This is a genomic window from Bradyrhizobium sp. th-b2, assembly GCF_000426785.1.
In the GTDB taxonomy this organism is placed as follows: Bacteria; Pseudomonadota; Alphaproteobacteria; order Rhizobiales; family Xanthobacteraceae; genus Bradyrhizobium; species Bradyrhizobium septentrionale.
The window spans coordinates 245,901-258,613 of record NZ_AUGA01000007.1 but is presented as its reverse complement, the minus strand read 5'-3'; the positions used below and the strand labels follow the sequence as shown (position 1 = coordinate 258,613).

The 12,713-nt window shown below is 64.6% G+C and carries 13 protein-coding genes; 6 read left to right on the top strand and 7 right to left on the bottom strand.

The features are described from left to right. The first annotated feature begins 92 nt into the window (after positions 1–92). Together K359_RS0113735 and K359_RS0113730 are read left to right on the top strand one after the other, a co-directional pair. On the top strand, positions 93–680 hold the full coding sequence (locus tag K359_RS0113735; RefSeq protein WP_029079870.1) for a GNAT family N-acetyltransferase: 588 nt from the start codon (positions 93–95) through the stop codon (positions 678–680). Positions 681–820: 140 nt separating this feature from the next. Further along, on the top strand, positions 821–1,468 hold the full coding sequence (locus K359_RS0113730) for a hypothetical protein (RefSeq protein WP_029079869.1): 648 nt from the start codon (positions 821–823) through the stop codon (positions 1,466–1,468). Between the two features lie 119 nt (positions 1,469–1,587). Here K359_RS0113730 and K359_RS0113725 read toward each other — a convergent pair whose 3' ends face one another. From K359_RS0113725 to K359_RS0113705, 5 genes are all read right to left on the bottom strand, one after another. Continuing rightward, positions 1,588–2,073, bottom strand: coding sequence for an ATP F0F1 synthase subunit B (locus tag K359_RS0113725; protein WP_029079868.1), 486 nt, complete (start codon positions 2,071–2,073; stop codon positions 1,588–1,590). A 4-nt stretch (positions 2,074–2,077) separates the two neighbouring features. After that, on the bottom strand, positions 2,078–2,644 hold the full coding sequence (locus K359_RS0113720) for a F0F1 ATP synthase subunit B (protein ID WP_029079867.1): 567 nt from the start codon (positions 2,642–2,644) through the stop codon (positions 2,078–2,080). Between the two features lie 59 nt (positions 2,645–2,703). Continuing rightward, positions 2,704–2,934: a F0F1 ATP synthase subunit C gene (locus K359_RS0113715; RefSeq protein WP_016847054.1), complete on the bottom strand. Its 231-nt coding sequence runs from the start codon at positions 2,932–2,934 to the stop codon at positions 2,704–2,706. 55 nt (positions 2,935–2,989) lie between these two features. Further along, a complete protein-coding gene (locus tag K359_RS0113710) occupies positions 2,990–3,739 on the bottom strand; it encodes a F0F1 ATP synthase subunit A (protein ID WP_029079866.1) in 750 nt (249 codons plus the stop codon). A 72-nt stretch (positions 3,740–3,811) separates the two neighbouring features. After that, a complete protein-coding gene (locus K359_RS0113705; protein ID WP_029079865.1) occupies positions 3,812–4,183 on the bottom strand; it encodes an AtpZ/AtpI family protein in 372 nt (123 codons plus the stop codon). A gap of 275 nt (positions 4,184–4,458) precedes the next feature. On the opposite strand from K359_RS0113705, the gene K359_RS0113700 reads away from it, so the two are divergent. From K359_RS0113700 to K359_RS0113690, 3 genes are all read left to right on the top strand, one after another. Beyond that, a complete protein-coding gene (locus tag K359_RS0113700) occupies positions 4,459–5,082 on the top strand; it encodes a 2-hydroxychromene-2-carboxylate isomerase (RefSeq protein WP_029079864.1) in 624 nt (207 codons plus the stop codon). Positions 5,083–5,113: 31 nt separating this feature from the next. Continuing rightward, complete coding sequence (locus K359_RS0113695) at positions 5,114–5,626, top strand: hypothetical protein (RefSeq protein WP_029079863.1); 513 nt, start codon at positions 5,114–5,116, stop codon at positions 5,624–5,626. A 64-nt stretch (positions 5,627–5,690) separates the two neighbouring features. Next, complete coding sequence (locus K359_RS0113690) at positions 5,691–6,164, top strand: secondary thiamine-phosphate synthase enzyme YjbQ (RefSeq protein WP_029079862.1); 474 nt, start codon at positions 5,691–5,693, stop codon at positions 6,162–6,164. Between the two features lie 96 nt (positions 6,165–6,260). Here K359_RS0113690 and K359_RS0113685 read toward each other — a convergent pair whose 3' ends face one another. Continuing rightward, complete coding sequence (locus tag K359_RS0113685) at positions 6,261–7,925, bottom strand: MFS transporter (protein ID WP_035976527.1); 1,665 nt, start codon at positions 7,923–7,925, stop codon at positions 6,261–6,263. A gap of 317 nt (positions 7,926–8,242) precedes the next feature. On the opposite strand from K359_RS0113685, the gene K359_RS0113680 reads away from it, so the two are divergent. Further along, positions 8,243–8,917, top strand: a complete 675-nt coding sequence (locus tag K359_RS0113680) for a response regulator transcription factor (protein ID WP_029079860.1) — start codon at positions 8,243–8,245, stop codon at positions 8,915–8,917. 191 nt (positions 8,918–9,108) lie between these two features. Here K359_RS0113680 and K359_RS0113675 read toward each other — a convergent pair whose 3' ends face one another. Beyond that, the gene (locus tag K359_RS0113675; RefSeq protein ID WP_029079859.1) at positions 9,109–12,618 is read right to left on the bottom strand and encodes a PAS domain-containing hybrid sensor histidine kinase/response regulator; all 3,510 of its coding nucleotides are present in this window, start codon (positions 12,616–12,618) and stop codon (positions 9,109–9,111) included. Between the last annotated feature and the right edge of the window lie 95 nt (positions 12,619–12,713).

Here is a 12,713-nt window from a genome sequence, read left to right as displayed (position 1 = left end):
GATCGGCTCGCTCGTGGACGGAGCCCCTCACCCCAACCCTCTCCCCGCAAGGGCGGGGCGAGGGGGAATAGCTTGGCGGGGAGTGTTGGGCCATGGCCCTGTTTCGTTTGCCGTCTAGTGGACCCGCTGCATTGATGCCGCGCGGTCACGGGCTGTTGCTGCGCGCGCCGCAAATGTCGGATTTCCCGCAATGGGCGCAGTTGCGCGAATTCAGCCGCGCCTATCTCACGCCGTGGGAACCGATCTGGCCGTCCGACGACCTGACCCGCGCGGGCTTCCGCCGCCGCTTGCGCCGCTACACCGAGGATATCGCCGCCGACCGCTCCTACCCGTTCATCATCTTCCGCGAATCGGACGGGGTGATGATCGGCGGTATCACGCTCGCCAATGTCCGCCGCGGCATCGTGCAGGCCGGCACGATCGGCTACTGGGTCGGCCTGCCGCACGCCCATCGCGGCTACATGACGACGGCGCTGCGGGTGCTGCTGCCCTCACTGTTCGGCGAGCTCAATCTGCATCGCATCGAGGCGGCCTGCATTCCCTCCAATGCGTCGTCGATCCGGGTGCTGGAGAAGTGCGGCTTCACCCGCGAAGGCCTGGCGCGGCGCTATCTCTGCATCAACGGGATCTGGCAGGACCACCTGCTGTTCGGCCTGCTGCACGAGGATTTCCGCGGCTGATTCTTACGTCTTTTGGCCGGTGGCGGGCGCCGCTCAATGTCCTTTCAAGATGCCTTGGGTTCGCCGCCATTGGCTTGCTATAACGCCCGCGAAACGGGGAACTCCACTCGGAGACCACTTGGGGGCTTTAGGGATATCGCATGGGTGACAGGGTGATCAGGTTCGCGCTCGCGGCGGCGGTAACGATCGGTCTCGGTGCCACCCTGCTGCCGTCGGTCGGCTCGGCGCAGTCGCTGAGCGACCGCTTCAAGAGCCTGTTCGGCGGCGGCTCGTCCGATTCGGACAAGCCGGCCGCGCCAGCCGCGCCAAAACAGCTCAATGACGCCGACGCCGAGCTGACCTGTCCGCCGGTGCAGATCCGCGCCGGGGCCTCGACCTATTCCGTGGCCGCGAACGGCAAGGAGGCGGTCGGCAACGACGTCAAGTTCCTGGCCTCGATCACGCGCACTGCGCGGCAATGCGGCCTGAACAGCGGGCAGATCACCGCCAAGATCGGTATCCAGGGGCGGGTGATCGCCGGGCCCTCGGGCGCGCCGCCGACTGTCCAGGTGCCGCTGCGCGTCGCCGTGGTGAAGGGCGGCATCGGCGAGAGGACGGTCATGACCAAGGCCTACACCACCACGGTGCAGATGGACGAGAGCGGCAGCGTGCCGTTCAGCCTGGTCGCCGAGGATGTGGTCTATCCGGCGCCGACGGCCGCCGAGAACGACGATTACATCTTCTATATCGGCTTCGACCCGCAGGCCCTGAAGCCGGAGCCCAAGCCCCGCGCGCCGAAGAAGAAGTAGCGCCGTTCCGATTCAATCGGAACGGGATCGCGTGGCTTCAGGCGGGGCGGATTTGAGCAAACAAAAAGGCCGGCGCGATCAGCTCGCGCCGGCCTTTTGTAGAAGAAGTTGAGATCGCGTCAGTTCAGCTTGGAGCGGACTTCGGCGATGCCCTTGCCGACCAGGTCGTCGGCAACCGAGCCCTTGACCGACTGCGACAGGATGGTCGAGGCGGCGGTCACGGCGGCGTTGGCCGCGGCGGCGCGGACATCGGCCACGGCCTGGGCCTCGGCTTGGGCGATCTTGCTCTCGGCGGTCTTGGTCCGCCGCGCGACAAAATCTTCCATCTTGGTCTTGGCCTCGGCCGCGATCCGCTCGGCCTCTTGCTTGGCGCTGGAGATGATCTCCTGGGCCTCGCGCTCGGCGCTGGCGCGGCGCGCCTTGTACTCGCCGAGCAGCTTGTTGGCCTCGTCCTTCAGACGGCGGGCGTCCTCGAGCTCGGCCTTGATGCGCTCGGCACGGTGGTCGAGCGCCGTCAGCAGGGTGCGATGGACGCCGAGGTAGCCGAACACGACCATCAGAATGACGAAGGCGATCGCAACCCAGGTTTCCGGTTCGTAAAACATCGGCCTATCCCTTCAGCGACGCGTCGACGGCGCTGTTGACCGCATTCGCGTCCGGCGTGACGCCGGCGAGTTGCTGGACGATGGCGCCGGCTGCATCCGCCGCGATGCCGCGGACGTTGCTCATGGCGTTGGTCCGGGTCGTTGCGATCTGCTTCTCGGCGTCGGCGAGCTTGGCCGCCAGCTTCTCTTCCAGCGCCTTGCGCTCGACTTCCGAGGCCGCGTTCAGCTTCTCGCGGGTCTCGTTGCCGATCGCCTGCGCGTTGGCACGGGCGTTCGCCAGCTCGGTTTCATAGGCCTTCAGCGCCGCGTCGGACTGGTCCTTCAGCTTCTGCGCCTCGGCCAGATCGCCCTCGATCTTGTTCTGACGTGCATCGATCGTCCCGCCGACACGCGGCAGTGCGATACGCGACACGATCAGGTAGAGCGCGACAAATGCAATCGCCAGCGACACCAGCTGCGAGGCGAAATTGGACGAATCGAACGGCGGAAAGGCTCCGCCGTGATGTCCGCCATCGGTCTCGGTGTGGGCGCCGGCTTTCTGGCCTTTTGCCTCGCCATGACTCTCAGCCATGGTGTTCTCCTGTTGCTGTCATGCGCGCCGCCCGAAGGGGCGGCGCGACGGGGTGCCGCTCAGAGCGGAACGAACAGCAGAAGCAGCGCGATCAGCAGCGAGAAGATGCCGAGCGCTTCGGTCACCGCGAAGCCGAAGATCAGGTTGCCGAACTGGCCCTGAGCGGCCGAGGGGTTGCGCACCGCAGCGGCGAGGTAGTTGCCGAAGATGATGCCCACGCCGACGCCCGCACCGCCCATGCCGATGCACGCGATGCCCGCGCCGATAAGTTTTGCTGCTGCCGGTTCCATTTGTAGCTCCTTGAGAAAGATAGACAGATTGGTGGGTGGAGATTCCCCGGACCGCTTAGTGTCCCGGATGAATGGCGTCGTTGAGGTAGATGCAGGTCAGGATCGCGAACACGTAGGCCTGCAAGAACGCGACCAGCAGTTCAAGGGCGTACAGCGCCACCGTGAGCGCGAGCGGCAGCACGCCGCCGAACCAGCCGAGCGCGCCGAGCGAGAAGCCGAGCATTGCGACGAAGCCCGCGAACACCTTCAGCGCGATGTGGCCGGCCAGCATGTTGGCGAACAGACGAACGCTGTGCGAGACCGGCCGCAGGAAGAACGACAGGATCTCGATGAACATGACCAGCGGCAGGATGTAGACCGGAACGCCGTGGGGGACGAAGATACTGAAGAATTTCAGGCCGTTCTTGTAGACGCCGTAGATCAGGACGGTGAAGAAAACCAGCAGCGCAAGCGCCGCGGTCACGATCAGATGGCTCGCAATCGTGAAGGTGTAGGGAATCACGCCCACCAGGTTCGAGACGCAGAGGAACATGAAGAGCGAGAAGATCAGCGGGAAGAACTTCATGCCTTCCGCGCCGGCCGTGCTGCGAATTGTGGTGGCGACGAACTCGTAGGAGATTTCGGCGACCGACTGCAGACGACCCGGAACCAACTCCCGGCCGCTCGCCAGCATCAGCAGCGCTATCAGCAGCACCGCGATGAGCATGAAGAGCGTCGAATTGGTGAAGGCGATCGTGTGATTGCCGATGTGGCCGAGCGTGAAGAGGGGCTCGATATTGAACTGGTGGATCGGGTCGATTTTCATCCGCGCGGCTCTTGGTCCACCGGCCATCGTGCCGGTAATCGAATTTCAGATGTCGTGACTTCCCGCCAGCGCTCACCGCTTGCCCGAGGCCACGCCCGCGGACCTCACCACGTTGACCACGCCGGCGACGAAGCCGAGCAGCGTTAACACGATGAATCCGAATGGCGACGTCGACAGCAAACGGTCGACCCCCCAGCCAAGCGCCGCTCCGACGGCAACGCCCGCGACCAGCTCCGAGGAAAGACGAAAACCGAGCGCCATCGCCGAAGCTCTGGCCGCACGGTCCCCGCCTTCAGTACCGGATTGATCAGTCTTGCTCCTGCGGCTGTCGCGAATTTCTGACAACCGATGATCGAGACTTCCGAGCCTTGCGGAAAGCGCAGCTTCGTCGGGAGACGAATGATCGCGACTTCCATCTGCGCCGTCGTTGGTGCTTTCAGCCATGCTGCAAACACTAACCGATGCCGCGGATGATGGAAATTGCGCCCGTCCCCGTCAAAAGCCGCGCGGACCATACTTACCGCGTCTAATCAAGTCAAGATTGCGTCGTAACCAGTTATTGCTTTGATTCTGCTGGATTTATTTGGAGATATTCAAGGTCAGAGTGACACAGTGATCGCAGTGCAACAGCTTGCGTGGCATTGAGCGATATTGCGCGGCTTATCCTGCTCTGCTGGGATCACCCAAAGTCTCCCGCTCTCGTGCAGTCAAGGTTCCGCATGCCGCGCCCAATCGATTACTACTTCTCGCTGCAATCACCTTGGGCCTATATCGGCCACAAGCCCTTCGTTCGGCTCGTAAGCATTTACGATCTCAAGGTAAATTACCGACCCGTGCTGCTGGTCGATCTGTTCTCGGAGACCGGCGGGCTGCCGCTCGCGCAGCGCCATCCGGTGCGGCAGCGCTACCGGATGATCGAGTTGCAGCGCTGGCGCGACAAGCGCGGGCTGAATTTCCATCTGCAGCCAGCCAACTGGCCGTTCAACGGTCGTCTGGCTGATGGCGTCGTGATCGCGGCGCTCGAGGTGGGTCTCGACCCCGAGCCGTTTTTGCAACGGGCCTATCCCGCGGTCTGGGAGCTTGAGCTCAACCTTGCCGATCCCGCCACGCTGGTGAAGCTCGCCGACGATGCGGGCTTGCCCGGCCGGCAGCTTGTCGAGCGCTCACCCTCTGATGCGATCAGCGCGGCCTATGAGCAGAATCGCCAGGATGCGCTCAACGCCGGCGTGTTCGGCTCGCCCGGCTATGTGCTCGATGGCGAAGTCTTCTGGGGCCAGGACCGGATCGAATTGCTCGAGGACGCGTTGAAGTCAGGCCGCAAGCCCTATAGCTCTGTGGGCTAGGGGCAGGAATCAGGTTGAGGCGGAGCAAGCCATGCCCATCGCGTCGTCGCTCTCAAAATCGTCCATCGCAATTGTTGCGGCCGTTTTGATCACGAGCGGCGCGGCGACGGCGCAAACCGCGCCCGACACCGAGAACGGCCGCTACGCATTGTCTCCGGCAGGCGACGGCTTCCTGCGGCTCGACACCCGCACCGGCGCGGTGTCGACCTGCACCAATTCCAGCGCCGGCTGGGCCTGTTACATGGTGCCCGACGAGCGCGCGGCGCTGGATGCCGAGATCGGGCGCTTGCAGGCCGACAATGACAATTTGAAGGGCGAACTTGTGGCGCGCACACCGCCGGCCAAGACCGACGAGGCGCTGCCGAAGTCGGATTCGTTGAAGAAGGCCGAGCCGAAGGTCGCCGAGGGCGAGCGCAAGATCGAGATTCCGCTGCCGAGCGACCGCGACATGGATCGCGTGATGTCGTTCGTGGAGCGGGCCTGGCGGCGGCTGATCGAGATGGCCAACCGCGTGCAGCGCGACGTCAATGGCGGCAAGATTTGAGGTGACGCGGCGCTGCTCAAAAGCGTCGTCGCAGCCTCCGCCGTGACGTGTTGAAGGAGCGCAGATGAATTCAGCGAGAACCATGTCGCGCTCGACGCCATCATCGGTCGCTGCGACCAGCATCGTCTCGTCGCGGTTGACGGTGGAAACCTCTGGCGCAGGCTTTACCGACATCACGCGCGAGGTCGTAAAATTCCTGCGCGAAGTGCGTGCCGGCGAGGGCGTGGTAACGCTGTTCATCCGTCACACCTCGGCCTCGCTGACGATCCAGGAAAATGCCGATCCGACGGTGCTGGTCGACCTGATGACGGCGCTCGATCGCGCCGCACCCGAAGACGGCGGCTGGCGCCACGATACCGAAGGTCCCGACGACATGCCGGCGCATATCAAGACCATGCTGACGGCGACCTCGCTGCAGATTCCGGTCCTCGATGATGAAATGGCGCTCGGCACCTGGCAGGGCATCTATCTGATCGAGCATCGCGCCCGTCCGCATCGGCGCGAGATCGTGCTGCAATTCATCGGGGCCACGCACTGACGCGTTCGACCGGCTTTCAATTCGATCTGGCTTCTCAAATGACATCGGCCGCGGATCGCTCCGCGGCCGATGCTGTTTGATCGAGATGTCGACCGATCAGGTCTTGCTGATGTCGACGTCCTTGGTCTCCGGAATGAACAATGCGCCAACCACGACGGTGATTGCCGCGAAGATCACCGGGTACCACAGTCCGGAATAGATATCGCCGGTCGAGGCGGTGATCGCAAACGCGGTCGCCGGCAGCAGGCCGCCGAACCAGCCGTTGCCGATGTGATAGGGCAGCGACATCGAGGTGTAGCGGATCTTGGTCGGGAACAGTTCGACCAGCATCGCTGCGATCGGTCCGTAAACCATGGTGACGTAGAGCACCAGGATGAACAGCAGACCGATGACTGCGGCTACCTGCGGACGGAAGACGTCGAACGGGTTCGACATCTTCACGATGCCGGCGTCACCCGGCTTCGGATAGCCCGCCGCCTGCACCGCCGCTGTTATCGCGGGGTTCGACGTCTTGGCGTCCGTGTAGGGCACTTCCTTGTCGTTGACTGTGATCTTTACCGGCGAGCCGGCCGGGCCTGGCACGGTGGAGTACTTCACCGACGACTGGGCCAGGAAGGCGCGGGCGGTATCGCAAGGCGCCGTGAAGACGCGGGTGCCGACCGGGTTGAACAGATCGCCGCAGCCCGCGGGATCCGCCACCACCTGCACCTTGACCGTCTCATAGGCCTTTTCCAGCGCCGGGTTGGCGTTGGTCGTGATCATGCGGAAGATCGGGAACAGTGTGAGTGCGCCGATCAGGCAGCCCGCCAGGATGATCGGCTTGCGGCCGATCTTGTCCGACAGCGCGCCGAACACCAGGAAAAAGCCGGTGCCGAGCAACAGCGACCAGGCGATCAGGAGGTTGGCGGTGTAGCCGTCGACCTTCAGGATCGATTGCAGGAAGAACAGCGCGTAGAACTGGCCCGTGTACCAGATCACCGCCTGGCCCATCGTCAGGCCGAACAGCGCGAGGATCACGATCTTGGCGTTGCTCCAGGTCGCGAAGGCTTCGGTCAACGGCGCCTTGGAGGCCTTGCCCTCGTCCTTCATGCGCTGGAACACCGGCGATTCATTCAACCGCAGCCGGATCCAGACCGAGATGCCGAGCAGCAGCACCGACACCAGGAACGGAATGCGCCAGCCCCATTCCGCGAAGTCCTTTTCGCCGATGATGGATCGGGTGAACAGAATCACCAGCAGCGACAGGAACAGTCCGAGTGTTGCCGTGGTCTGGATGAACGAGGTGTAGTAGCCACGCTTGCCCTGCGGCGCATGCTCGGCGACATAGGTCGCCGCACCGCCATATTCACCGCCGAGCGCAAGGCCCTGCAACAGGCGCAGCGAGATCAGGATGATCGGCGCCGCGATGCCGATGGTCTTGGCGTTGGGCAACAGGCCGACGATGAAGGTCGACAGACCCATGATCAGGATGGTGACGAGGAAGGTGTATTTGCGGCCGACGATGTCGCCGACCCGGCCGAACACGATCGCGCCGAACGGGCGGACCAGGAAGCCGGCGGCAAAGGCCAGCAGCGCGAAGATATCGCGGGTCGCCGGCGGATAGTCGGAGAAGAACTGCGCGCCGATGATGCCGGCCAGTGAACCGTACAGATAGAAATCGTACCACTCGAAGACGGTGCCGAGCGACGACGCGAGGATGACGAAACGCTCATCCTTGGTCATGCCGGCGGGCCGCGCCGAAGTTGCAGTCATTGTGGACATCTGGATCGCTCCCCCCGAATTATTGCTGCCATGCTCGTTCCCGTCTGCCGGGTTGGGCCCGAATAAGCCCCAAGCTTGAGTTAAAGGGTAACATTGCAGTGAAATGTGCCCCAATAAGACTTTTGGCCTTTTCAGGATCGAACTTATCTTTTGAGGGACGAGCGATATGGAACGCTCCCGGCGTGCGTCTATTGCGGCGCACAAGCTGGGCGGGTTAACTGCGTTGGCATCTGGTATTATCGAGCCCTTGCGTGATACTGCCGCGCGGGCGACAACCGAACGGTGCGGGTTTGTCAAGGCCCGCTTGTGGGACTGAGATGACTGCTGCTGCCAATACTCACCTTGTCATCGCCGACGACCATCCGTTGTTCCGCGATGCGTTGCGCCAGGCGGTGTCGAGCGTCGTGAGTTCGGCCACGATCAGCGAGGCCGGATCGTTCGAGGATCTGACCGCGCTCCTGGAACGGGACTCCGAGGTCGACCTGATCCTGCTCGACCTGAGCATGCCGGGGATCAGCGGCTTCTCCGGCCTGATCTATCTGCGGGCGCAATATCCGGCGATCCCGGTCGTCATCGTCTCTGCCAGCGACGATGCCGGAACCATCCGCCGCTCGCTCGACTTTGGCGCCTCCGGTTTCATCCCGAAGCGCTTCGGCGTCGAGACGCTGCGCGATGCCATCATGAAGGTGATGGAAGGCGACGTCTGGGTTCCGCCGGACACCGATCTGTCGGCTGGCGGCGATCCCGACATGACCCGGCTGCGCGACCGCCTGGTGACACTGACCCCGCAGCAGGTGCGGGTGCTCATGATGCTGTCCGAGGGGCTGCTCAACAAGCAGATCGCCTACGAGCTCGGCGTCTCAGAGGCCACCATCAAGGCCCATGTCTCGGCCATCCTGCAGAAGCTCGGCGTCGAAAGCCGCACCCAAGCCGTGATCGCCGCCGCCAAGATCGCCGGCGGCCAATGGCGCCAGGGCACGCCGTCGAGCTGACGGACATCGCCCGGCCTTTCGTTCCGTCACCCCCCGCAACGGCTTCGCCGTTGTCGCTGAGGAGCGCGCTCTTGCGCGCGTCTCGAAGGGTCGACGGCCACCAGCCGGGCCGTGCATCCTTCGAGGCTCGCTTCGCTCGCACCTCAGGATGACGGGGCAGGTGTGGAATGCGCGGTTTGCGCACTTTGCTGCTACTCCGCCGCCACCATCTGCTGCGTCCGCCACTGTCCGAGCAGAGCGCGGAGCGAGGCCGGTTTGACCGGCTTGTTCAGCACCGCGATGTTTTCCTCGCGCGCGGCGGCGCGCACGGCCGGGCTGCGGTCGGCGGTGATCAGGATCGCCGGGATGCCGTCGCCGAAGCGGCGGCGGATATCGCGGATCGCGGCGACGCCGTTGCCGCGGTCGAGATGGTAGTCGACCAGCACGCCGGTGACGCGGCCGCCGGCGCCCTCGATCGCACTGATCGCGCCGTCGGCATCGAGCACCGCGATCACCTCGGCGTCCCACGCCGTCAGCAGCGTCTTCATGCCGTCGAGAATGGCGGGATCGTTCTCGATGCAGACGATCAGTGAACCGCTCATCGGCGTCTTCGACAGCGGCGTGGCGCTGGTGACGGCGGCGGTGTGATTGACCGCGGTCGCGACCGGCACCGTGACCGAGAATGCCGAGCCGCCGCTCAGATTGGCCGAGATCGCGATGCGGTGATTGAGCACGCGCGCCAGCCGCTCGACGATCGACAGGCCGAGACCGAGGCCGCGGGCGATCCGGGCGCCCTGCTCGAGGCGGTGGAATTCCTTGAAGATCTCGCCGCGCTTCTGCACGGGGATACCGACGCCGGTGTCGAAGATGCTGATCTGCAGCTTGTCGCCGCGGCGGCGGCAGCCGATCAGCACGCGGCCACGCGGGGTATATTTGATGGCGTTGGAGATGAAGTTCTGCAGCAGCCGGCGCAGCAGCGAGCGGTCGGATTCGACCGGCAGCGAGCAGGCCACGAAGCGCAGATCGAGGCCCTTGTCGCGGGCGATCGGCATGAACTCGATCTCCAGCGAGCGCATCAGGTCCGCCATCCGGAAGCTCGTGATCGCCGGCGTCATGGCGCCGGCGTCGAGCCTGGAGATGTCGAGCAGCGCGCCCAGGATATCCTCGATCGCTTCCAGCGAGTCGTCGATGTTCTCGACCAGGCGTGAATCCTCGCCGCCGTTCTGGCGCTCGACCAGGCTCGTGACGTAGAGCCGCGCCGCATTGAGCGGCTGCAGGATGTCGTGGCTGGCAGCCGCCAGGAAGCGCGTCTTGGAGGCGTTGGCGTCTTCAGCGACGCCCTTGGCGAGCGCGAGCTCCGAGTTCAGCCGCGTCAGTTCCTCGGTGCGGTCGCGCACGCGCTTTTCCAGCGTCGCATTGGCGCGCTCCAGCGCCTCGGCGGCCTCGAAGCTCGGCGTGACGTCGGAGAAGGTGATGACGAGCCCGCCGCCCGGCATCCGGTTGGCGCGCACCTCGATCACCAGATGGCGGTCGGTGAAGCGTTCCAGATAGGGCTCGCCCTCGGTGGTGTAGGCGCGCAGCCGCAGCTGCAACAGGCTGTCGCTGTCGCCCGCCGGCGGCGGACTGATCGCCCCCATGAATTCGAGGATCTCGGGCAGCGGGATACCGAGCTGCACCAGATGCTGCGGCAGCCCGAGCAATTCGGAGAACTGGCGGTTGGAACAGATCAGCTGCAAATCGGCGTCGAACACCGCGATGCCCTGGCGCACATGATTGAGCGCGGTCTGCAGGATCTCGCGGTTGAAGTGCAGCGCGGCGTGGGAATCGTCGAGCAGCTTCAGCGCGGCCTTGGCCGACACGGTGCGCCGCTGCAACAGCAGCGACATCACGAGGCGCGAGGACGCGGCCCCGATCGAGGAGGCGATCAACCGCTCGGCATGCTGCAGCAGCTCGAAATCGGCCGGCGCCGAGGTCTGCACCATGATGTTGCGGTCGGCCGCGAACGAGGCGAAGGCCTCGCGGGTGCGGTCGGGACCGAGATATTGCGTCACCGTGCTCTGGATGTCCTGCACCGTGACCGTGGTGCGCCAGCGCCGGAAGCTCGGCGCGATCGGCGCCAGCGCGTTGGGCACGAACACATCGGCCTGCAACAGCTCGATCGCGGACGGCGCGCGCGCCAATGAGAACAGGACATAGGTCAGGATGTTGAGCGCAAGGCTCCACAGCACGCCGTGCAGCAGCGGCGGCAGGTCGGCGCCGAACAAGGCCTGCGGCCGCAGCGCCTCGATCCCGAACGGTCCATGCTGCAGCAGCATCAGGCCGGTGGTCGAGGTCTCCAGGAAGCTCGGGATGAACAGCGTGTAGAGCCATGTCGCGAAGCCGACCAGCATGCCCGCCATGGCGCCGCGCGCGGTAGCGCGCCGCCAGAACAGGCCGCCGAAGAAGGCCGGCGCCAGCTGGGTGATCGCGGCAAACGACAGCAGGCCGATCGCGACCAGCTGGGTGTTGCCGAGCGCGCGATAGTAGAAATACGCCAGCACCATGATGGCGAAGATCGAGAACCGGCGCGCCTTCAGCAGGAAATCGCCGAAATCCTTCTGGCCGGTGCTGATGTCGTCGCTGCGCGGCAGCACCAGCGGCAGCACGATGTCGTTGGAGACCATGATCGAGAGCGCGACGCATTCGACGATCACCATCGCGGTCGCCGCTGACAGCCCGCCGACGAAGACGGCGAGGCTGAGCAGCTGCGAATTGCCCTCGATCGGCAGCGCCAGCACGAACATGTCGGCATCGACCGCGCCGAACGGGAAGATGACGAGGCCCGCGATCGCGATCGGAATCACGAACAAATTGATCGCGACGAGGTAGAGCGGGAACAGCCAGCGCGCCCGGCTGACCTCGGCGCTGGTCGAATTCTCCACCACGCTGACGTGGAACTGGCGCGGCAATAGCATGACCGCGCAGAACGACAGCAGCGTCATGATCAGGAAATTGCCGATCGACGGCACGTATTCGATCGCGCGCACCGCCTCCGGCGTCTTCAGGGCGCGCTCATAGAGCTCGACCGGAGAGAACATCCAGAAGGTGACGAAGGCGCCGGCGGCGATGAAGGCGACCAGCTTGACGATGGATTCGGCGGCGATCGCCAGGATCAGGCCGTGCTGGTGTTCGGTGGCGTCGGTATGACGGGTGCCGAACAGCACCGCGAACACCGCCATCGCCAAGGTCACCATCAGCGCGATGTCGCCGATGATCGGGATTTTCGAGAACGCCTGGTCCTCGCTCAGGATGATCTCCAGCGACGACGCCATCGCTTTCAGCTGCAGCGCGATGTAGGGCACCGAGCCGATGATCGCGATCAGCGCCACGGTGGCCGCGACCGCCTGGCTCTTGCCGTAGCGCGCGGCGATGAAGTCGGCGATCGAGGTGATGTTCTGCGACTTGGCGAGCGCGATCACCCGGCGCAGCAGCGGCGTGCACAGTCCGATCATCACGATCGGGCCGACATAGATCGCCAGGAAGTCGATGCTGGTGCGGGTGGCGAAGCCGACCGAGCCGAAGAAGGTCCAGGAGGTGCAGTAGATCGCCAGCGACAGCGGATAGATCCACTGGCTGGCACGGCCGCGCGCGCCCGGCGACGTCCGGTCGCCGCGGCTGGCAATGAAGAACAACAATCCGATGTAGGCGAACGCCGTGGCGATGACGCCCCAGTCGTGCAGCATCGCTGCCTATCTCCTGTCCCGGCCAAGAACGGGCCGGTTGCCCCGATTATAACGCAAAGGGCCGGCCGCGCATCGCACGACCGGCCCAAATTCGG